The organism is Micromonospora sp. DT228 (assembly GCF_049841595.1).
In the GTDB taxonomy this organism is placed as follows: Bacteria; Actinomycetota; Actinomycetes; order Mycobacteriales; family Micromonosporaceae; genus Micromonospora.
Genome location: NZ_JBNCKO010000007.1, coordinates 142,484 through 162,366, shown reverse-complemented (window position 1 = coordinate 162,366; position 19,883 = coordinate 142,484). Strand labels below are relative to the sequence as shown.

The window sequence follows — 19,883 nt, the reverse complement described above, 5'->3', positions numbered from 1 at the left end:
CATCGAGCCCATGACATACCGCTTTACCACCCCAGTGAGAGCGTCGGCCGCGACCGGCCGGACCGCGCAGGTTTACCGGCAGATGTCGGACGACTTCCCCGGGCCACTGCCCACGTTCCAGGTGCTCGCCGCCGTGCCGGAGGTGCTGGCCGCGACCTGGGCGCTGATGCGCGAGGCCCTGCTCGCCGGGGACGCGTCCCGGGTCGAGCGCGAACTCGTTGCGGCGGCGGTGTCCCGGGCCAACCGCTGTCGGTTCTGTGTGGACGCCCACACGATGCTGCTGCACGCGCTTGGCGAGCCGAAGCTGGCCGAGGTCGTCGCCCGGGACGGGACACCGGCCGGGGCACGGCAGGCCGCGCTCGTCGGTTGGGCGCAGGCGAGCCGCAGCCCTCGGGCCACCGACTGGACCAGCCCGTACCGCCCGGAGATCACCGGCACCCTGCTCGCCTTCCACTTCATCAACCGGATCGTGTCCGCGCTGCTCGCTCCCGACCTGCTCCCCGCTGGGCTGCAACGCTCCCCACTTGTGCGCTCGGTCGGCGGCTGGCTCTGCGCCAGGGCGGCCCGGGATCCGAAGGAACCCGGCCGAAGCCTCGCGCTCCTGGACGCCGGCACGACGGCGTCACCCGGTTGGGCGGGGGACAGCCCGGTCGGCGTCGCCTACGCGGCGCTGACGGACGCCGCCACGCGGGGCGGGGACCTCCTGGGCGATGTGGCACGCCAGACCGTCACGGCCACCGTGCGGTGGGAGGACGGGCGGTTTCCGGCCAGGCCCGCGGACTGGGCCGTCGACCTGGTCCGGGACGTGCCGGGCGCCGATCGCGTCGGCACGAGGATCGCCCTGCTGGCGGCGTTCGCGCCCAGCGCGATAAGCGTCGGCGACGTCGCTCTCTGGCGACTCTCCCATCCGGGCGACGTCGACCTCGTACGGCTTGTCGCCTTCGGGGCGATCACGGCCACCGATCACGTCGCCCGGGCACTGGCCTCGGCGCACCAGTAGGAGATCGCCATGCGTAAGGCATTCGTCATCACCAGCGCCCTGTTGCTCGTCGCGTTCGGCCTGCAGTTCGTCTTCGCCGCCGTGGGTGGGTTCACGAGACCCGCGGCCGACGACACGTACGTCCTGCACAGCGTCAACGGCATGGCGGTCATCCCGGCCCTCACCCTGCTCACCGCGCTGTGCGCGGCACTGGCCCGGGCGCCGGGCCGGCTCATCGGGCTGACGCTCCTGCCGATCGGCCTCGTCATCGTGCAGGCGCTCCTCGCCATGCTCGCCGCCGCGTCCACCGACGCCGCGGGCGTCAGCACCCCGCTCGGACCGATCCTCGGTGGGCTGCACGCCCTCAACGGGATCATCGCGGTACACGTCGTGGTGGCCGTCCTCCAGGGGGCACGGAAGCTGACCGACCCGGCACCGGCCGACTCCACCGCCGACGTCGTCCGCAGCGGAGAGCCGGCATGACCACCGGCACGCTGCTCGCGGTCGATCTCGTGCTCGCGGTCCTCACGGCCGCCGCTTGGCTGGGCGGCGGCGCGGCAGCGGCCGTCCGGCGTCGCCCGCTCGCGCTGGCGCTGGCGGCGTTCGCCCTGCTCGCCACGCTCTCCCGCGCGATCACGATCGTCGCGCTCGCTCGCGCCGGCTGGTGGTTCGCGGCGGAGAAGGTCCTCGTCGCCGCCCCGCTGTCGCTCGCGGCGGTGGCCGTCGCCGGGCCGCGGTTGCTCCCGGTCCCGGGCGACGTCCGGTCCGTCGCGGTCCCGCTTCTGTTCGTCGGGTACGCCACGAGCAGTGCCCTGTTGGTGACGGTCCTGCACGGCTACCCGGCGTCGGTGGGCGCGGGGCTGCTCGCGGTCGCCGGGGCTGTCGCGGCGACGGCCGTGTCCTGGCGGGCTCTCGGCGCGCGCCCGTCCCGGGCGATCTCTCGGGTGGCGCTCGTGGTGGCGGTCGGGGCGTTGGTGACCGGGACCGGACTGACCGTCGTCCCGGCCGCGCCCGTCGTTCCCCATGACCACGGGTATCGGGCGGCGCGGACCACCGACGAACCGACCCGACGGTTCACGCTGACGGCCGGGACCGCCACGGTGAGCGTGAGTGGCCGAGACGTCGCGGCGTGGGCGTTCGACGCGCAGGTACCCGGGCCGGAGCTGACCGCCACCGTCGGCGACGTGGTGGAGGTGACGCTGCGCAACCGGGACATCGGGCGAGGCGTCACGCTGCACTGGCACGGGTACGACGTGCCGAACAGCCAGGACGGCGTGCCGGGCGTGACGCAGGCCGCGGTGCTGCCCGGCCAGGAGTTCGTCTACCGGTTCCGCGCCGACCAGGTCGGCACGTACTGGTATCACACGCATTCGGTCTCCGACGTCGGCGTGCGGATGGGCCTCTACGGAGTCCTGGTGGTCCGCCCGGGGCCGGTGGCCGGCCTCGACGTCACGATCCCGGTGCACACGTTGGCGGGCCGGCCGTTGCCCGACGCGAGGGTGGAGCGGGTCGCGGCCGGCACCCCCGTACGACTGCGGCTGGTCAACACCGACAGCACGACGCACCGCTACGCGGTCGCCGGGTCGGCGTTCCGGGTCGCCGCGATCGACGGCGTCGACCTGCGGGGCCCGACGTCAGTTGTGGACACCGCCGTGCTGATCCCGGCCGGAGGGCGTTACGACCTGGTCTTCGACGCGCCGGCCACGCCTGTGGCGTTGTTCGTCGACGGGCGGGCGGTCTACTCGACCGGCCCGGTGTCGACGCCGCCGGGCGACTGGCCGGTGTTGGATCCGCTCAGCTACGGCGTCGCCTCCGCGGTGCCGTGGTCCCGGTTCGACCGGACGTTCACCCTCGTTCTCGATCGCGGCCTCGACCTGCACGACAGGCTTCCGCGCTACGCGCACACCGTCAACGGCGCGACCGACCCGGACATCCCGCCGCAGGTCGTCCGCCTCGGCGACGTCGTCAGGTTCACGATCGTCAACCGGTCGGCGACCGTGCACCCGTGGCATCTGCACGGCCACCACGTCCTGGTGCTGGCCCGCGACCGGCGGCCGGCGGCCGGCAGTCCGCTGTGGCTGGACTCGTTCGACGTCCGACCGGGCGAGGTGTGGGAGGTGGCGTTCCGGGCCGACAACCCGGGAGTGTGGGCCAACCACTGCCACAACCTGGCGCACGCCGATGCCGGCATGACGACGCACCTCATGTACTCGTGATCCGCCGGCCGATACGGAGATCGAAGCTTGTGAGTTCGAGGTTGAGGGTATGGGAGCGCTCCCGTAACATACCTGTCGCGGCCTGTTAACGCTCACAAACGCGACTACGCCAGCTACCACCGCCAATGCGTGGCCGCCGTCCCCTCAGGAAGGTGCTCTATGACCAGATCCAGATACACCAATGTCGGTCTGGCGTCGGCCGGCGTTGCCCTGCTCGTGTCGGCGACGGTTGTCGCGGCGCTGCCGGCCGGTGCCGCAGCGGCCGGCTGTTCGGTGAACTACACCGTCCCGTCGCAGTGGCAGGGCGGCTTCGGCGCCAACGTGGCGATCACCAACCTGGGTGATCCGGTGACCAGTTGGACGTTGACGTGGTCGTACGCGGCCGGGCAGACGGTCACGCAGGCGTGGAACACGTCGCTGACGCAGAGCGGCTCCGCGGTCACCGCGAAGAACGTGAGCTACAACGGCGCGATCGGCACCAACGCCACCATGTCGTTCGGCTTCAACGGATCGTGGACGGGCAGCAACCCCGCGCCGACGAGCTTCGCCCTGAACGGCGTGACCTGCGGTGACGGCACCACGCCGACGACCCCACCGCCGACGAGCCCGCCCCCGACGGACCCGCCGCCGACGAGCCCGCCGCCGACCACTCCGCCACCCACGACGCCGCCCCCGACGACCCCGCCGCCGACCCCCTGCGACCTCCCCTCGACGTACCGCTGGTCGTCGACGGGGTCGCTGGCGAATCCGAAGTCGGGCTGGGTGTCGCTGAAGGACTTCACCGTCGCGCCCTACAACGGCCAGCAACTCGTCTACGCGACCACGCACGACTTCGGCAAGAGCTGGGGTTCGATGAACTTCAGTCTCTTCTCGAACTACTCGCAGATGGCCTCGGCCACCCAGACCGGGATGAACTCGGGGACCGTCGCGCCGTCGTTGTTCTACTTCGCCCCGAAGAACATCTGGGTGCTCGCCTACCAGTGGGGTGGGCCGGCGTTCTCCTACCGGACCTCGACCAACCCGACCAACCCGAACGGCTGGTCGGCGCCGCAGACGCTGTTCAGCGGCAGCATCACCGGCTCCGGCACCGGGCCGATCGACCAGACGCTGATTGCCGACGACACGAACATGTACCTGTTCTTCGCCGGTGACAACGGCAAGATCTACCGGGCCAGCATGCCGATCGGGAACTTCCCGGGCAGCTTCGGCAGCAGCTACACGACCATCATGAGTGACACCCAGAACAACCTGTTCGAGGCCCCGCAGGTCTACAAGCTGAAGGGTCTGAACAAGTACCTCATGATCGTCGAGGCGATCGGTTCGACCGGCCGCTACTTCCGCTCGTTCACGTCCACCAGCCTGAACGGTACGTGGACGCCGCAGGCCGCGTCCCAGAGCAACCCGTTCGCCGCCAAGGTCAACAGTGGTGCCACCTGGACCAACGACATCAGCCACGGTGAGCTGCTGCGCACCAGCGCCGACCAGACGATGACTGTCGACGCCTGCAACCTGCAGTTGCTCTACCAGGGTCGTTCCCCCAGCTCAGACGGCGTCGACTACGGCCTCCTGCCGTACCGGCCCGGTCTGCTGACCCTGCAGCGCTGACACTGCCTGATTGCGAAACGGGCGGGCTCGGCGAACGCCGAGCCCGCCCACCGAGATCCGGTGCAATCTCCGCGACCCTGACGGCTGTCCCGTGGAGGTCGACCAGGGTCTCTAGCATGGCAGTCGAAGATCGTGATCACTGCTGGACGGGGGCACGCCAGGACGTAGTCACTGTCATGGGCGAGGCCTGGTGACAGCGCTGGCCACGTATTCGGAGAGGATTTCGCCGAGGACGCGCTGCGCGTCCGCGAATTCTTCCGCGTCCTCGGGATCTTCCAACGTGTAGGAGCAGCAGGTGGCGAGAGTTTTCCAGAGGGCCCACCCACGTCCGCGTGCCCACGTCGCGTCATCCACCGACAGCCGCGTGCGGAATGCCTCGCGGCCGTCATCGGTCAGCAACGTCCAGGCAATCGCCAGGTCGCAGGCCGGGTCACCGACACCGCATGTCCCGAAGTCAATGACGGCCGCCAACTGGCCGTCGGCAACGAGAAGGTTTCCCCGGGCGATGTCGCCATGGAACCAGCGGTCCACACCGTCCCAGCGGGCGTCGAGCGCCCTCGCCCAGATCTCGCGAACCAGCTCGGCATCGACGTGGCCGTGCAACTGCATGAGCGCACGCTGCACTTCCTTGTCGTAGGTGTGCAGAGTCCCGCCCCGGAACCAGTTGTGGACACCCGGCTGCGGACCGCCAGCGGCGTCGACACCCTGCAGGGCCGCTAGGAAGTCGGCGAGGTCGATCGCGAATCGCACCGGGTCGGCGATACGGTCCACGCTCGCGGGCTCGCCGTCGAGCCACTGGTAGATCGACCAAGGATAGGGGTAGCCCGCATCTGGTTCGCCTTTCGCCACCGGAGCGGGGATGGGCTGCGGCAGCCTGGGGGCGAGGGCGGGGAGCCACAGATGTTCCTTGTCGACCGCTAAGGCGTACTCGGCAGCGCTGGGCAGACGCACAAGCCTTTCGGGGCCGAGGTGGAAGGTCCAGTTGTCCCAGCCGCCGATGGCTACCGGGGTAATCGGCAAGCCAGCCAGGTGCGGGAACTGGTCGGCGATGAGCAGACGCACCTGTTTCGCGTCGACGGTGATGCGCTGCGGCGGGGAACCGAGATCCGGAATCTCACTCACTGACCCATTCTCGTCGACCATCGCCGCAGTAGGGCTCTCGCCCCCACGGGCGCGAAACGCCGAAGTCTTCGTGAGGGGCGGACGCTGACGGGAGAGTTTGGGATGATGCGCCGGTCTACCCGCGACATCACCTGAGCTGAAGGGATTCCCGCGATGGCACCTGTCATCTCCACACTGTTCATCTCGGCCGACGGTGTGGCCGAGATCGACCCCGACTGGCACTTCCCGTACTTCGACGAGAACATGGGCCGCGCCGTCACCGAGGACTACGACACCGCCGACGTGCTGCTCATCGGCCGGGAGACCTACGACAGCTTCGCCGGCGCCTGGCCCGGGCGTGAGGCCGCGGGCGGCGAGGACGCGCCGTTCGCCAAGCAACTCGGCGACATGCGCAAGGTCGTGGTGTCGCGCCAACCGCTGGAGTTCTCCTGGCGCAACTCGGAGCTGATCGCCGGTGATCTCCTCGATGCCGTCGCGTCGCTCAAGGCCGACGACGGGGTGCGCGGCATCCTCATCCCCGGGTCCATCTCCGTCGTGCAGCAGTTGCTCGCCGCGGGGCTTGTCGACGAGCTGCGCCTGCTCGTGCATCCGGTGGCGGCGCGCAAGGGCCGCAAGCTGTTCGACGAGGGTGACGCGGCGTACCACCTGCGAGTGGTGGCGACCGAGGCGTTCCCGACGGGCGTGCTGCGGGTGATCTACGCCCCGGGCGCGGCACCCGGTAAGGCCGGCTACGACGATGTGAAGGAGCAGGTGCCGGCCGGGCAGTAGCCACCCTTCGCGGGGAGCGTCGTAGGCCCGTGTGACCATCGTCGCCGTGACTGGATGGACATACAACGATCGCCCCGAGGGCGCCCGGTTCCTGACCGACCGGATTCCCGAGCCGGGGCGCGGTGCGATCGAGGACGAGATCTGGGCCTGGATCGTCCGTGGTGAGACCGACGCCGACGAGTTCGTCGACTACTTCGACGACGACGAGGAGCGTTGCGGCGCGACGGACGAGGAGCTGATCGCGGCGCACGAGAAGGCGTCCGCTGCGCGGCGGGCGCAGCAGCGGGGGTGGGGTGAGGTGCGGAGCAACCTCACCCGCGCCTTCGCCGAGCTCAACGAGCTGGGTGTGCTGGCCCGGGAAAACTTCAGCTGTTGTGGCACCTGCGCGAGCGCCGAGATCCATGACGAGCGGGACGCCTCCCGGCACTGGCACGGCTATGTCTGGTACCACCAGCAGGACACGGAGTCGTTGATCGCCAGCGACGACGGGTCGGTCTACCTCGGCTACGGCGCCTACCCGTCGGTCGACTTCGACGAGGTCGCCTACGCCGACCTGTCGGAGGCCGACCAGCAGGCCCGCTATCAGGCCGACCTGGAGCGGCTGCTTGACGACGTCGTGTTCCCGGTGCTGCGCGGGCACGGCATGCGGGTGGAGTGGAATCGCCAGCAGTCCAGGCGGGTCCTGGTCACCGGCGCCCAGTGGTACGCGCCCCTGGTCTGAGCGCCATCGCCTCATCCCACACCCCAGAAAACCATTTAATGAGGCTCATCGATATTGACGTGCGGCGTCGGCGGCGAAAGGATCTCGGCACCACCACCCCCGTGATCCCTCTGGGAGGCGTCATGACCCGTCCCCGCCTGCCCCGCCTACGGGCGGCCACCCGGTTGGCCACCCTCGCCGCGGCCGCCGCCGGCGTGCTGCTCACCGTCGCCACACCCGCAAGCGCCGCCGTTCCCGCCGGCCGGTACGTGGCGCTCGGCGACTCGTACACCGCCGGTCCGCTCATCCCCACCCAGGTCGACCTCAACTGCCTGCGCTCCAACCGCAACTACCCCTCGCTGGTGGCCGCCGCCGCGGGCTCGTCGTCGTTCGCCGACGTGAGCTGCTCCGGCGCCACCACCGACGACATCCTCTACGGGGGCAGCGGCCAGTTGGGCACCGCGCTGCCACCGCAGCTCAGCGCGGTCACCTCCAACACGGCCCTGGTGACGGTGCAGATCGGCGGCAACGACATCGGCTTCTCCGGCATCATCGGCGACTGTGCGCAGGCGAGCCTCAGCAGTCCGCTCGGATCGCCGTGCAAGAACCGGTACACCGCCGGAGGCGTCGACCAGTTGCAGGCACGCATCGCCGCCGCCACGCCGAAGGTGACGGCCGTGTTGCAGGCGGTCCGCCAGGCCGCGCCGGGCGCGCGGGTCGTGGTCCTCGGTTACCCGGCGATTCTGCCGGACACCGGTTACGGGTGCTGGCCGGTCGTCCCGATCGCCTACCAGGACGTGCCGTACCTGCGTGGCATCGAGAAGTCGCTGAACGCGATGCTGGCGAGCACCGCGACCGCCAACGGCGCCACCTACGCCGACGTCTACGCCCCGTCCATCGGGCGCGACGCGTGCAAGGGCAGCGGCACCCGGTGGGTCGAGGGGCTGGTGCCACAGAACTCGGCCGCCCCCTTCCACCCGAACGCCAGGGGTGAGCAGGGCATGGCAACCGCCCTGCTCGGCAGGCTCAACAGCTGACCGGCGCGAAACGTGCCGACCCGGCCCCGTCGCACCGCGGCGGGGCCGGGTGCTTGGAATTCGCCGATCCGGGGTACCGGATGACTCATGCCGAGTATGGGACAACTCGTCGGAGATCGTTACCGCCTGGTCGAAAGCATCGCCAGTGGCGGTATGGGGGATGTGTGGCGGGCTGTCGACGAAACCCTGGACCGCTGCGTGGCGGTCAAGATGCTGCAGGCTCGGCTGGTCAGTGACGTCGGCTTCGGCGAGCGGTTCCGCCGCGAGGCCCGCGCGATGGCGGCCCTGCGCCACCCGGGTGTCGCCCAGGTCTACGACTACGGTGAGGTGTCAGGGCCCGGAGAGCCGGTCCTCGCCTACATCGTCATGGAGTGCGTGCAGGGTCAACCTCTGTCGGAGCGGATCGCCGCCCTCGGCCGGCTGGACGTGGCCGAGACGATGTCGATCGTCGCGCAGACCGCCCGTGCCCTGCACGCCGCCCACGAGGCCGGCATCGTGCACCGGGACGTCAAACCCAGCAACCTGATCATCGAGCCGGACGGGCACGTCGTACTCGTTGATTTCGGGGTTGCCGTGACCTCGGAAGCGGCGAGCCTGACCGGGACGAACCAGGTCGTCGGCACCGCCCTGTACATGGCGCCGGAGCAGATCTCGAAGAACGAGACGACATCGGCGATCGACATCTACGCGCTGGGCGCCGTCGCCTACCACTGCCTCGCCGGTAGGCCCCCACACCAGGGCGAGAACGCGGTCGCGGTGGCGCTGCGGCACCTCGAGGAGGAACCCGCGCCGCTGCCCGACGGGATCCCGGCGGCGGTCCGTCGGCTGGTCGCCACCGCGATGGCCAAGGAGCCCTCTCGCCGATTCCCGACGGCGGCGACCCTCGCCACCGCGGCGCAGACCTTCGCGGGTCCGCCCGAGGAGGTGGTCCGGGCCGCCACCGAAGTGACGTCGATCGAGGCGGGAGCGCAGCCCCCGACCGCGCGGCGGACGGGCGTCGGTGCCGCGCCGAGTCGGAGGGCCGGTCCTGGGCCTCGGGCGATCGCGGTGCTGCTCGGAGCGTTGGCCGCCGGGGCTGCCGTCCTGGTGCTCGCCGACCCCACCGGGCTGATGTCCGGCCCGGGCGGGCAACCCTCGACGCCTCCCGGGGCGCCGCCGTCGGTGGCGCCGCAGGGGGACCACGGTCCCGGTGGCGGCGGCGGCCAACCCGCCACGCACGGCCCGGCGGGCCTGCCGGTTCGCGCGTCCGGATCCCCGACCCCGACGGCCTCCCGTCCCGCGGGCGAAGGGCCTGCCGGCCGGCCCACACCGTCGAACGACAGCGGGGTGGAGGCATCCGGGTCCGCCACGCCGGAGAGCGCCGATGCCGAACCGACGGCAGACGCGACGGGCGGACCGACGGCGGCGCCCACCCGCGGACCGGCCGAGGAGTCGACGGGCGGACCGACGGAGGAGTCGACGCGGGGGCCGGCGGACGACCCGTCCGGGGACGCGGCGGAGGACCCGTCCGGGGGGCCGACGGCGGGGGAGTCGGCAGCCGCCGAGAGCACGGCGCCGCAGGGCTGACAGACGCGACCACCGCGCGCCGCCCGAGGTGGACGGCGCGCGGGCGGTACGCGGACACGCGCTGGCGTGGCGGCCGGAGCCGCCACGCCAGCGCTGTGCTGTCAGACGCTGATCAGGCTCAACTGGTCCGGCAGGAGATCGTCGGCCAATTCCAGTTGCCGTTGGCCATGACCGTTATCCCGAAGTTGTTGCCGTTGCCGTTCGGGGTCGCGGTGACGGTGCCGCTGGTGCCGCTGACCGAGGCGTTCCAGCTGTTCTGGATGCTCTGGCCGCCGCCCAGACCGAGGCTGACGACCCAGCTGTTGGTGCCGCTGACCGCGACGTTGAGATTGAACCTGTCACCCCACTGCTGACCGGCGGAGATCGTCGCGTTGCAGTTGCCGGTCCCCGGGTTGCCGGTGGTGGGCCCGGAGGTCGGGTTGCTGCCGCCGCCCTCGCGGACGGTGACGTCGGAGCTGCCGCTGCTCTGGTAGCCCTCGGTGGCCATGATCTGGTAGGCGTGGTTGGTGCCGAGGTTCAGGCCGGCGCGGGCCCAGGCGTCGAAGTGGTTGGCGGTGGTGATGGTGCCGCTGGACCGCTTCTGCTGGCGGACGCTCCAGTACTGGTAGAACGTCTGGTTGCCGTCGATCGAGGGGGCGTTGGTCCGCAAGCTGCGCAGGATGTCGTAGGTGCCGCCGTCAGTGGTGACCGTGCCCATCCGGGTGGCGCCGTTGCTCGGGTTGTAGCTGCCGAAGTTCTCCACCACGTAGTACTCGATGAGCGGGTTGCGCGTCCATCCGTACAGGGCGAGGTAGGTGTTGTTGTTGCCCGGGTTGTAGTTGGCCGAGTAGCTGACGGTCCGCCGGCTGCCGGTGGCCCAACCCTTGCCGCCGACCCAGTTGTTGGTGCTGCGGTCCCAACTGCTGGAGTAACGGCCGTCGGCGCGCAGCGTCATGCTGGCGTTGCCGCCGTCCTTCCAGAAGGAGAAGTAGTAGCCGTTGTGCGTGCCGGTGAGGCTGGAGGTGAGCGTCCGGTCGGCCTCGGCGTACGCGTTGGTGGCCGTCATCGTGCCGGTGACGGCCAGGACGACGGTGCACGCGGCGCCGAGGAGAAGCCGCATGCGGCCGCGCCGTCTCGGTGTGGTGTGGCTGGTGTCGGTCATGTAACTGTTGCCTCCTGGTGACGGCTGGCGGGGGCCAGCAGTGCGGTACGGCCCGCAGGCTGTCGGTGGCCCGGGACGGCCATCGGCGTGTACCGCGTGGTGGTGGCCGGTCGTTCTGCGCGACGACCGGAGGAGTGGGTCGCGGTGACTGGTGCTGACGGCGATTGAGGCCCGTCGATGGCGACCGTATTAACCTGGCCGTCGACTTGTCAACAATTTTCGGAAACACGGCCGTCATCGCGCGGTGACCGGCAATCTGCCGCAGGGCGATGTCTATCCAGGTCAGTAGTCGATCAGAAGCTGCCGTGCACGTGGGAGAAGCGCGCTGACCGAAGAGGGCACCGGAAACAGTGGCCGGAAACTTCCGGAGACTTTCCGGACCTCGGCACCGCGGCAGTCGACAGGCGCGAGCTGGTCAGCGGCGGCGGGCGTTGAGTCGGGAGGCCTGCCGGGTCAGGTGGTCGCGCTCGGCCAGGTTGGACGCCTTCCGGGCCGCCTCGGCGTACAGCCGGGCTGCCGTCGCCACACTGCCGTCGCGCTCGTGCAGGTACGCGGCGACCGCCGTGAAGCGGGGCAGCGCGTCATCCAGCGCCGCGAGCGCCGCGAGACCGGCGCGCGCGCCGTCGGCCTCGCCGACGGCCACCGCGCGGTTGAGCCGGACGATCGGGCTGTCGGTCAGCCGCGCGAGTTCGTCGTACCACTCGACGATCTGCACCCAGTCGGTCTCCTCGGCGGTGGGCGCGTCGGCGTGCAGCGCCGCGATGGCGGCCTGGGCCTGGAACTCACCCAATCGGTCGCGCGCGAGAGCCGCCTGCAGGATCTCGACGCCCTCGGCGATCGACGCGGTGTCCCATCGGCCGCGGTCCTGCTCGGCCAGGGGCACCAGGTCGCCGTCGGGCCCCTTCCGGGCGGCGCGCCGGGCGTGGTGCAGCAGCATGAGGGCGAGCAGCCCCGCCACCTCGGGGTGGTCGATGGCGGCCGCGAGCTGCCGGGTGAGCCGGATGGCCTCGGCGGCGAGGTCGACGTCGCCGGAGTAGCCCTCGTTGAAGACCAGGTAGAGGACGCGCAGGACGGTGGCGACATCGCCGGGTTGGTCGAACCGCACCCCGGAGACGGTGCGCTTGGCCCGGCTGATGCGCTGCGCCATCGTCGCCTCCGGCACCAGGTAGGCCTGGGCGATCTGGCGGGTGGTCAGCCCACCGACGGCGCGCAGCGTGAGCGCGACCGCGGACGACGGCGTCAGCGACGGGTGGGCGCACAGGAAGTAGAGCTGGAGGGTGTCGTCCACCGCCGGGGTGGGGCCGGGCGGCGGCTCCTCGTCGACGAGGTCCTCGCGTCGGCGGCGGGCCGCGTCCGCCCGGGTCGCGTCGAGGAACCGGCGCCAGGCCACGGCGACCAGCCAGCCCTTCGGGTCCCGCGGCGGGTCGGCCGACCAGACGCGGACCGCCTCGACGAGCGCGTCCTGTACGGCGTCCTCGGCCGCCGCGAAGTCGGCTCCGCGGCGGACGAGGACCCCGAGCACGCTCGGCGTGAGGCTCCGGATCAGGGCCTCGTTCATGGCCGGGTCACTCCGTGATGGTGGGCGGCTCGGTCAGGAACGGGCGCAGCTCGAGCCACTCGTGGATCGGCTTCCCGTCCTTACCGGGGGCGGCGGACAGCTCCCCGGCCAGCTCGACGGCGCGCTCGTAGCTGTCGACGTCGATCGTCATCCAGCCGGCGATGAGGTCCTTGGTCTCGGCGAACGGGCCGTCGGTGACCGGCGGGCGACCCGCACCGTCGTAGCGGACCCAGGCGCCCTCGGGGGCGAGGGCCTGGCCGTCGACGAACTCGCCGGTCTGCTCCAGCCGTGCCGCGAAGTCTCTCATGTACGCCACGTGCGCCGAGATCTCCTGTGGCGTCCACTGGTCCATGGGTACGTCGTTGACCCCGGCCGGGCCGCCGCGGTAGTGCTTGAGCAGCAGGTACTTCGCCATCGTGTTCTCCTCGGTGCGGGTGCGGCCGTTCGTGGCCACGTTCACCCCTGGGACGGAGCCGGTCGCCGGTTCTCGACATGGCCGCCCGGATTATTTTCCTCTCGCCGCGCGGCGCGGGTGACATCTGTCGACACGGCGGCGCGAAACCGGCCAAAACTTGATTCGTTCCAGAATAGTGAGCTAGTGTTCGCCGGGTGATGTCCGACTTCGAGGCGCAACTGCGGGCCGCCTCGCTGCGGGTGACCCGACCCCGACTGGCGGTGCTCGCGGCGTTGCGCGACCATCCGCACGTCGGCACCGACGCGGTGATCGCGCTGGTTCGGGCGGATCATCCCACGGTCTCCCACCAAGCGGTGTACGACGTGCTGCGCGTGCTCACCGACGCTGGTCTGGTCCGGCGTATCCAGCCGGCCGGCGCGACCGCCCGCTACGAGTCCCGGGTCGCGGACAACCACCACCATGTCGTGTGCCGCTCCTGCGGCGCGATCGCCGACGTCGAGTGCGCCGTCGGTCACGCCCCCTGTCTCACCGCCTCGGTCGACCACGGTTTCGTGATCGATGAGGCGGAGGTCGTCTACTGGGGCATCTGTCCCGACTGCGCGACCGCACGCACGCCCCAGAGATCCGCAAGCTCGGAAGGAAGTACATGAGCGACACCCAGGACAACGGCCCCACCAGCGCGCAGGGCGTAGACCAGAAGGCAGCCGCCGGCTGCCCGGTCGCGCACGACTCGGTGACCGCGCACGGCAGCGAGAGCGAGAACCCGGCGATCGACTCGCCGACCCCGAAGACCGGCGGTCGTCCGCGCACCAACCGGGACTGGTGGCCCAACCAGCTCGACCTCTCGGTGTTGCACGCCCACTCGTCCAAGGGCAACCCGCTGGGGGAGGACTTCAGCTACGCCAGGGAGTTCGCCAAGCTCGACGTCGAGGCCCTCAAGCGGGACATCACCGAGGTGCTCACCACCTCGCAGGACTGGTGGCCGGCCGACTTCGGCCACTACGGCGGCCTGATGATCCGGATGAGCTGGCACGCCGCCGGCACGTACCGCATCGAAGACGGCCGGGGCGGTGCCGGCGACGGCGGTCAGCGGTTCGCGCCGCTGAACAGCTGGCCGGACAACGCCAACCTGGACAAGGCCCGCCGGCTGCTGTGGCCGGTCAAGCAGAAGTACGGCCAGCAGATCTCGTGGGCCGACCTGCTCGTGCTCGCCGGCAACGTCGCCCTGGAGTCGATGGGCTTCAAGACCTTCGGCTTCGGCTTCGGTCGCGAGGACGTCTGGGAGCCCGAGGAGATCTTCTGGGGCCCGGAGGACACCTGGCTCGGCGATGAGCGCTACGCCTCCGAGAAGGAGATGGCGGCCGGCGTCGGGTCCACCGAGATGGGTCTCATCTACGTCAACCCGGAGGGTCCTCGCGGCAACGCGGACCCGGCCGCGGCGGCGCACTTCATCCGCGAGACCTTCGGCCGGATGGCCATGAACGACGAGGAGACCGTCGCTCTCATCGCCGGTGGCCACACCTTCGGCAAGACCCACGGCGCCGCCGTCGCCGACAACCACGTGGGCCCGGAGCCCGAGGGCGCCCCGCTGGAGTCGCAGGGCCTGGGTTGGCTGAGCACCCACGGCAGCGGCAAGGGCGCCGACACGATCACCAGCGGTCTCGAGGTGACGTGGACCGACGTGCCGACCCAGTGGAGCAACCGCTTCTTCGAGATCCTGTTCGGCTACGAGTGGGAGCTCACCACCAGCCCGGGTGGCGCGAAGCAGTGGGTCGCCAAGGACGCCGAGGCGATCATCCCGGACCCGTTCGACCCGGCCAGGAAGCACCGGCCGACGATGCTCACGACCGACCTGTCGCTGCGCGTCGACCCGGCGTACGAGAAGATCTCGCGCCGCTTCCTGGAGAACCCCGACCAGTTCGCGTTGGCCTTCGCCAAGGCGTGGTACAAGCTGCTGCACCGCGACATGGGCCCGATCGAGCGTTTCCTCGGGCCGTGGGTGGCGGAGCCGCAGTTGTGGCAGGACCCGGTCCCGGCCGTGGACCACGAGCTGGTGGGTGACGCCGACGTCGCCGCGCTCAAGGCGAAGATCCTGGACTCCGGTCTGACGACCGCCCAGCTGGTCTCCACCGCCTGGGCGTCCGCCGCGAGCTTCCGCCACACCGACAAGCGGGGCGGCGCCAACGGGGCGCGGATCCGTCTGGAGCCGCAGCGCAGCTGGGAGGTCAACCAGCCCGAGCAGCTGGCGACCGTCCTGAAGGCGCTGGAGGGCATCCAGCGGGAGTTCAACGAGGCCGGCGGCGCGAAGATCTCGTTCGCCGACCTGATCGTGCTGGCCGGGTCGGCCGCCGTCGAGAAGGCGGCCCGGGATGCCGGCGTCGAGGTGACCGTGCCGTTCCGGGCGGGTCGCACCGACGCCACCCAGGAGCAGACCGACACCGACTCGTTCCGGGTCCTGGAGCCGCGGGCCGACGGGTTCCGCAACTACCTGCGTCCGGGTGAGAAGACCCAGCCGGAGGTGCTCCTCGTCGACCGGGCCTACATGCTCAACCTGACCGCGCCGGAGATGACGGTCCTCGTCGGCGGTCTGCGGTCGCTCGGCGCCAACACCGGTGGCAGCCAGCACGGTGTCCTCACCGACCGGCCGGGTGTGCTCACCAACGACTTCTTCGCCAACCTGCTCTCCCCGGGCACCCGGTGGAGCGCGTCGAAGTCCGACGAGCACGTGTACGAGATCCGCGACCTGGCCACCGACGAGGTGAAGTGGACCGCCACCGCGGTCGACCTCATCTTCGGTTCCAACTCGCAGCTGCGCGCCCTCGCGGAGGTCTACGCCAGCCAGGACGCCCGCGACAAGTTCGTGGCCGACTTCGTGACCGCCTGGACCAAGGTCATGGAGCTGGACCGGTTCGACATCGCCTGACAGTCGGACACCGACGAGCCCCGGCCGATCGCCATCGGCCGGGGCTCGTCGGGCTCGGCGGCGTCACCGCCACCTCGATGCCGGCGGCACTATCGACGGGCGTCACGTGTGGCGGCTAACCTGTGGCCCCACACACCATCGATGTGAGGAGATGCGATGGCGCGTCGCACCGGCCGGCCCTCCTACCTGTCGGACAAGCCCGATGTGCGTCGTCGCCGCATGGTGCGCCTCGTGGCGGTCACCGGGGCGATCGCGCTCGTCACCGCCCTGGTGGGTGGGCTGATCGGCTACCAGGTGGGGCGACCGGACGCCGTCGAGGCGTCCATCGCGTCCATCAAAGAGGCCGACGCCAAGCGGGACGCTCAGCAGATCGTGGAGCTGACGGAGACGGCCCGCAAGGTCAGCGCCCAGGTCGCTCCCATCCTGACCGCCCTCAAGACGGACACGTCAGCCGGCCGCGCACCGGATCCGGAGCAGGCCAAGCGGTGGCAGGAGACCATGCGGGAAGCCGCCAAGCCGTTCGCTGACCCGCCGTCGGGGTCCACCGCCACGAACGTGGCGCGAGGTGGGCTGCGCGGAGCGCTCCAGCAGGCGGCCCTGGCTGTCGACTCCTATGCGCTGGCCGCCAGCGTGCCGGCGGCACAGCGGGCGGCCCTGTTGGACATCACCGCGCGGCAGGCGGCCGAGGCCGTCACGAGCTGGTCGGTCGCGGCGACCCAGCTCGACCAGGTGAGCGTCGACGCCGGCCACGGCCACCAACACGTGTTCCTCAGCACAGATCCCGAAGGATCGGCCTTCACCCCGGACGGGGCGCCCGAGGGCACCGGCGGTTGAGGGCTCGTTGCTGCTCGGGTGTCGGGTTTCGCGGCGGCCGGCGCTGGCCCGCCGGCCGGGCGGCTCGGCGCGATCTGGGACCGGCTCGCTGAATCGGGTACCGTCGCCTGTCTCAAGTCTCAGCACCAACCTGGCTTCCGGTGACCGGTGAGCCGAACCGGAGGGACACAGCCGTGAGGTTCCAGAGCGCTGTTCGGCATGCCGGACTCGTCGTGGCGGTCGCCGCCCTCGCCGTGACGGCGGGATGTGCCAAGAAGGACGACAGTGAGGTCCAGGCGAGCGGGGTCAAGCTGGTCCAGGCGGGCAAGCTGACCGTCTGCACCCACCTGCCGTACCCGCCGTTCCAGTCCAAGGACGCCAGCGGCACGGTGACCGGCTTCGACGTCGAGATCATGGACCTGGTGGCCAAGGACCTGGGCGTCGCGCAGACGATCATCGACACCCCGTTCGAGGGGATCAAGTCCGGTCAGGACCTCAACACCGGCAAGTGCGACGCGGCAGCCGCCGGCATGACGATCACCGCGGAGCGGCAGAAGGTCATGAACTTCTCCGACCCGTACTTCGACGCCACCCAGGCGATGCTTGTGAAGACCGGCAAGGCGTACAAGTCGCTCGACGACCTCCGGGGCAAGAAGGTCGGCGTCCAGGCGGCCACCACCGGTCGCGACTACGCGAAGAAGTTCGAGGCGGAGAAGGGCCTCAAGCTCGTCGAGTTCGAGGATCTCGCCGCCGAGCAGCAGGCCGTCGCCAACGGTCAGGTCGAGGCCGCCATCAACGACCTGCCGGTCTGGAGCGAGTACCTCAAGAAGAACCCGGGCGGGTTCCAGGTGGCCGCCGAGTTCGACACCGGCGAGCAGTACGGCTTCTCGGTGAAGAAGGACGGCAACCCGGAACTGCTCAAGAAGATCAACGAGGCGCTGGCCAAGGCCAAGCAGGACGGCTCCTACGACACGATCTACGAGAAGTGGATCGGCAAGCGGCCGAGCGCGTGACAGCGGCTCCCAGCAGCGGAGCGCGCGTCAGGCGCGTCCAGCCGCAGAGCGCGCGTCTGCGCACTCAACAGCAGAGCGCGCGTCCTGCGCGTCGGTAACCTTCGGGAAGGCAACGAGCGAACGTGAAGCTGCGACGCCGCCAGCGGGAGCGGCTGTCCCTCGGGCTGCAGTACCTGGTCTTCATCGCCATCATCGCCGCGGTGCTCTTCGCCGCGGACTGGGACCGGTTGGCCGACGCGTTCTTCCGCGTCGACATCATCACGTCGATGTTCCCGACGATCATCACCGTCGCGTTGCGCAACACGGTGCTCTACACGCTCGGCGCGTTCGCCTTCGGCCTCGTGTTCGGCACCGTCCTCGCGCTGATGCGGCTGTCCCGGGTCGCGCCGTACCGCTGGCTGTCGACGGCGTACATCGAGCTGTTCCGGGGCCTGCCCGCGCTGCTGGTGCTCTTCCTCGTCGGGTACGGGATCCCCATCGCCTTTCCCGAGCGCGAGATTCCGGGCGGCGTGTTCGGCTCGATCGCGATCGGCCTCGGCCTGACCGCCGCGGCGTACATGGCGGAGACCATCCGGGCCGGCATCCAGGCCGTGCCGAAGGGGCAGATGGAGGCGGCCCGCACCCTCGGCATGTCGCACTTCACCGCCATGCGCACGATCGTCGTCCCGCAGGCGTTCCGGATCGTGATCCCACCGCTGACGAACGAACTCATCCTCCTCACCAAGGACTCGTCGCTGGCGTACGTGCTGGGTGTGACGGCGCAGACCATCGAGGTCACCAAGTTCGGTCGGGACATGCTGAACGACCGGGTGAACGCCACCCCACTGCTGGTGGCCGGTCTCGCCTACCTGATCATCACCCTGCCGCTGTCCCAGGTGGTCCGCCGCCTCGAACTGCGCTACGCCAAGGCCCGGTGACCCGCATGACGAGCACTGAACAGCGTCCGGCCGTCGAGATCCGCGACCTGCACAAGTCCTTCGGGCCGCTCAAGGTGCTCAAGGGCATCGACTTCGAGGTCGGCCAGGGCGAGGTGGTCTGCGTGATCGGGCCGTCCGGGTCCGGTAAGTCGACGCTGCTGCGCTGCGTCGACCTCCTCGAAGAGCCGACGGCCGGCAGGATCTGGGTCAACGGGGTCGAGATGACCGACCCGGACGTCGAGATCGACGCGGTGCGCCGCGGCATCGGCATGGTCTTCCAGGCGTTCAATCTCTTCCCGCACCTGACCGTGCTGAACAACCTCACCATCGCCCAGCGCCGGGTGCTGCGGCGCGGCCGGGCCGAGGCCGAGCGCGTCGCTCGGGCCAACCTGGACCGCGTCGGGCTGACCGACAAGGCCGACGCGTTCCCGGCGCAACTCTCCGGTGGGCAGCAGCAGCGGGCGGCGATCGCCCGGTCCCTGTCGATGGAGCCGAAGCTGATGCTCTTCGACGAGCCGACCTCGGCGCTCGACCCGGAGTTGGTCGGCGACGTGCTCACCGTCATGCGCAAGCTGGCCGAGGACGGCATGACGATGATGGTGGTGACGCACGAGATGGCGTTCGCCCGCGACGTCGCCGACCGGGTCGTGTTCATGGACGGGGGCGTGGTGGTCGAGCAGGGGCCGCCGCAGGAGGTGCTCGGCAACCCGAAGCACGAACGGACCCGTGCGTTCCTCTCCCGGGTCCTCGACCCGACCCGTGTCGCGCAGCTCGGTCAGCCCGAGCAGTCGCCGGAGCCGCCGCAGGCGCCGGGCCTGCCGGCGGGCGACCGTCACCAGCTCTGACGACCCCTTTCGTACGTCTGTCCGCCGGGCTGCCCCATCGAGGGCAGCCCGGTGTCGTGCGGTGTGCGCAGGCTCTGTGTCAGGATCATGTCAATCGAAGTACGTCGTAATGTCAAGGTAAACTTTTTGCAATCAGACCTGGACTTTCGTCGATGGACTACATAAGTTGCAGACATCCACCGAAAGCTCTGAGTCTTCCGAGCAAAGTCCGCGACGAGCCTCACCTCAGTCGTGCTGCCGCCCCGTGCTCGGCGGTCGTTGCACC

At 70.3% G+C, this 19,883-nt stretch carries 18 protein-coding genes; 14 read left to right on the top strand and 4 right to left on the bottom strand.

The annotated features are described in order from the left end of the window. The first annotated feature begins 82 nt into the window (after nt 1-82). The 4 genes from ACLQ29_RS16655 (at nt 83) to ACLQ29_RS16640 (ending at nt 4,800) form a co-directional block, all read left to right on the top strand. Nucleotides 83-1,000 carry a carboxymuconolactone decarboxylase family protein gene (locus ACLQ29_RS16655; protein WP_425772433.1) on the top strand — a complete coding sequence of 306 codons (918 nt, stop codon included), beginning with the start codon at nt 83-85 and terminating at the stop codon, nt 998-1,000. A gap of 9 nt (nt 1,001-1,009) precedes the next feature. Then, on the top strand, nt 1,010-1,462 hold the full coding sequence (locus ACLQ29_RS16650) for a DUF6220 domain-containing protein (protein ID WP_425772432.1): 453 nt from the start codon (nt 1,010-1,012) through the stop codon (nt 1,460-1,462). After that, on the top strand, nt 1,459-3,195 hold the full coding sequence (locus ACLQ29_RS16645; RefSeq protein WP_425772431.1) for a multicopper oxidase family protein: 1,737 nt from the start codon (nt 1,459-1,461) through the stop codon (nt 3,193-3,195). The genes ACLQ29_RS16650 and ACLQ29_RS16645 overlap by 4 nt, the downstream gene beginning before the upstream one ends. Nucleotides 3,196-3,354: 159 nt before the next feature. Then, nucleotides 3,355-4,800: a non-reducing end alpha-L-arabinofuranosidase family hydrolase gene (locus ACLQ29_RS16640; RefSeq protein WP_425772430.1), complete on the top strand. Its 1,446-nt coding sequence runs from the start codon at nt 3,355-3,357 to the stop codon at nt 4,798-4,800. Nucleotides 4,801-4,974: 174 nt separating this feature from the next. Here ACLQ29_RS16640 and ACLQ29_RS16635 read toward each other — a convergent pair whose 3' ends face one another. Beyond that, complete coding sequence (locus ACLQ29_RS16635) at nt 4,975-5,922, bottom strand: aminoglycoside phosphotransferase family protein (RefSeq protein ID WP_425772429.1); 948 nt, start codon at nt 5,920-5,922, stop codon at nt 4,975-4,977. A 153-nt stretch (nt 5,923-6,075) separates the two neighbouring features. Between ACLQ29_RS16635 and ACLQ29_RS16630 the strand changes: the two genes are divergently transcribed. The 4 genes from ACLQ29_RS16630 (at nt 6,076) to ACLQ29_RS16615 (ending at nt 9,993) form a co-directional block, all read left to right on the top strand. After that, a complete protein-coding gene (locus ACLQ29_RS16630) occupies nt 6,076-6,690 on the top strand; it encodes a dihydrofolate reductase family protein (RefSeq protein ID WP_393368530.1) in 615 nt (204 codons plus the stop codon). A 46-nt stretch (nt 6,691-6,736) separates the two neighbouring features. Further along, the gene (locus ACLQ29_RS16625) at nt 6,737-7,411 is read left to right on the top strand and encodes a DUF6891 domain-containing protein (protein WP_425772428.1); all 675 of its coding nucleotides are present in this window, start codon (nt 6,737-6,739) and stop codon (nt 7,409-7,411) included. Nucleotides 7,412-7,533: 122 nt separating this feature from the next. Then, on the top strand, nt 7,534-8,427 hold the full coding sequence (locus ACLQ29_RS16620; protein WP_425772427.1) for an SGNH/GDSL hydrolase family protein: 894 nt from the start codon (nt 7,534-7,536) through the stop codon (nt 8,425-8,427). An 87-nt stretch (nt 8,428-8,514) separates the two neighbouring features. Next, the gene (locus ACLQ29_RS16615) at nt 8,515-9,993 is read left to right on the top strand and encodes a protein kinase domain-containing protein (protein ID WP_425772426.1); all 1,479 of its coding nucleotides are present in this window, start codon (nt 8,515-8,517) and stop codon (nt 9,991-9,993) included. 118 nt (nt 9,994-10,111) lie between these two features. Here the strand turns inward: ACLQ29_RS16615 and ACLQ29_RS16610 are convergent, their stop codons facing one another. From ACLQ29_RS16610 to ACLQ29_RS16600, 3 genes are all read right to left on the bottom strand, one after another. Next, nucleotides 10,112-11,134, bottom strand: coding sequence for a glycoside hydrolase family 11 protein (locus tag ACLQ29_RS16610; RefSeq protein ID WP_425772425.1), 1,023 nt, complete (start codon nt 11,132-11,134; stop codon nt 10,112-10,114). Nucleotides 11,135-11,549: 415 nt separating this feature from the next. Then, entirely contained in the window at nt 11,550-12,692 is a 1,143-nt protein-coding gene (locus ACLQ29_RS16605) for an RNA polymerase sigma factor (RefSeq protein WP_425772424.1), read from the bottom strand. Between the two features lie 7 nt (nt 12,693-12,699). Next, nucleotides 12,700-13,107 carry a YciI family protein gene (locus ACLQ29_RS16600; protein ID WP_425772582.1) on the bottom strand — a complete coding sequence of 136 codons (408 nt, stop codon included), beginning with the start codon at nt 13,105-13,107 and terminating at the stop codon, nt 12,700-12,702. A gap of 194 nt (nt 13,108-13,301) precedes the next feature. On the opposite strand from ACLQ29_RS16600, the gene ACLQ29_RS16595 reads away from it, so the two are divergent. From ACLQ29_RS16595 to ACLQ29_RS16570, 6 genes are all read left to right on the top strand, one after another. Next, nucleotides 13,302-13,757 carry a Fur family transcriptional regulator gene (locus tag ACLQ29_RS16595; protein ID WP_425772423.1) on the top strand — a complete coding sequence of 152 codons (456 nt, stop codon included), beginning with the start codon at nt 13,302-13,304 and terminating at the stop codon, nt 13,755-13,757. Next, nucleotides 13,754-16,030: a catalase/peroxidase HPI gene (gene katG, locus ACLQ29_RS16590; RefSeq protein WP_425772422.1), complete on the top strand. Its 2,277-nt coding sequence runs from the start codon at nt 13,754-13,756 to the stop codon at nt 16,028-16,030. The genes ACLQ29_RS16595 and katG overlap by 4 nt, the downstream gene beginning before the upstream one ends. A gap of 156 nt (nt 16,031-16,186) precedes the next feature. Beyond that, a complete protein-coding gene (locus tag ACLQ29_RS16585) occupies nt 16,187-16,864 on the top strand; it encodes a hypothetical protein (RefSeq protein ID WP_425772421.1) in 678 nt (225 codons plus the stop codon). Between the two features lie 173 nt (nt 16,865-17,037). After that, a complete protein-coding gene (locus tag ACLQ29_RS16580) occupies nt 17,038-17,856 on the top strand; it encodes a basic amino acid ABC transporter substrate-binding protein (protein ID WP_425772420.1) in 819 nt (272 codons plus the stop codon). Nucleotides 17,857-17,978: 122 nt separating this feature from the next. Next, a complete protein-coding gene (locus tag ACLQ29_RS16575) occupies nt 17,979-18,773 on the top strand; it encodes an amino acid ABC transporter permease (RefSeq protein ID WP_425755930.1) in 795 nt (264 codons plus the stop codon). Nucleotides 18,774-18,778: 5 nt separating this feature from the next. Next, nucleotides 18,779-19,618, top strand: coding sequence for an amino acid ABC transporter ATP-binding protein (locus tag ACLQ29_RS16570; RefSeq protein ID WP_425772419.1), 840 nt, complete (start codon nt 18,779-18,781; stop codon nt 19,616-19,618). Nucleotides 19,619-19,883 lie beyond the last annotated feature (265 nt).

Coding starts and splice junctions, on each gene's coding strand:
- ACLQ29_RS16655 (WP_425772433.1), top strand. CDS start 83: ATGTCGGACGACTTCCCCGGGCCACTGCCCACGTTCCAGGTGCTCGCC.
- ACLQ29_RS16650 (WP_425772432.1), top strand. CDS start 1,010: ATGCGTAAGGCATTCGTCATCACCAGCGCCCTGTTGCTCGTCGCGTTC.
- ACLQ29_RS16645 (WP_425772431.1), top strand. CDS start 1,459: ATGACCACCGGCACGCTGCTCGCGGTCGATCTCGTGCTCGCGGTCCTC.
- ACLQ29_RS16640 (WP_425772430.1), top strand. CDS start 3,355: ATGACCAGATCCAGATACACCAATGTCGGTCTGGCGTCGGCCGGCGTT.
- ACLQ29_RS16630 (WP_393368530.1), top strand. CDS start 6,076: ATGGCACCTGTCATCTCCACACTGTTCATCTCGGCCGACGGTGTGGCC.
- ACLQ29_RS16620 (WP_425772427.1), top strand. CDS start 7,534: ATGACCCGTCCCCGCCTGCCCCGCCTACGGGCGGCCACCCGGTTGGCC.
- ACLQ29_RS16615 (WP_425772426.1), top strand. CDS start 8,515: ATGCCGAGTATGGGACAACTCGTCGGAGATCGTTACCGCCTGGTCGAA.
- ACLQ29_RS16610 (WP_425772425.1), bottom strand. CDS start 11,134: ATGACCGACACCAGCCACACCACACCGAGACGGCGCGGCCGCATGCGG.
- ACLQ29_RS16605 (WP_425772424.1), bottom strand. CDS start 12,692: ATGAACGAGGCCCTGATCCGGAGCCTCACGCCGAGCGTGCTCGGGGTC.
- ACLQ29_RS16600 (WP_425772582.1), bottom strand. CDS start 13,107: ATGGCGAAGTACCTGCTGCTCAAGCACTACCGCGGCGGCCCGGCCGGG.
- katG (WP_425772422.1), top strand. CDS start 13,754: ATGAGCGACACCCAGGACAACGGCCCCACCAGCGCGCAGGGCGTAGAC.
- ACLQ29_RS16585 (WP_425772421.1), top strand. CDS start 16,187: ATGGCGCGTCGCACCGGCCGGCCCTCCTACCTGTCGGACAAGCCCGAT.
- ACLQ29_RS16570 (WP_425772419.1), top strand. CDS start 18,779: ATGACGAGCACTGAACAGCGTCCGGCCGTCGAGATCCGCGACCTGCAC.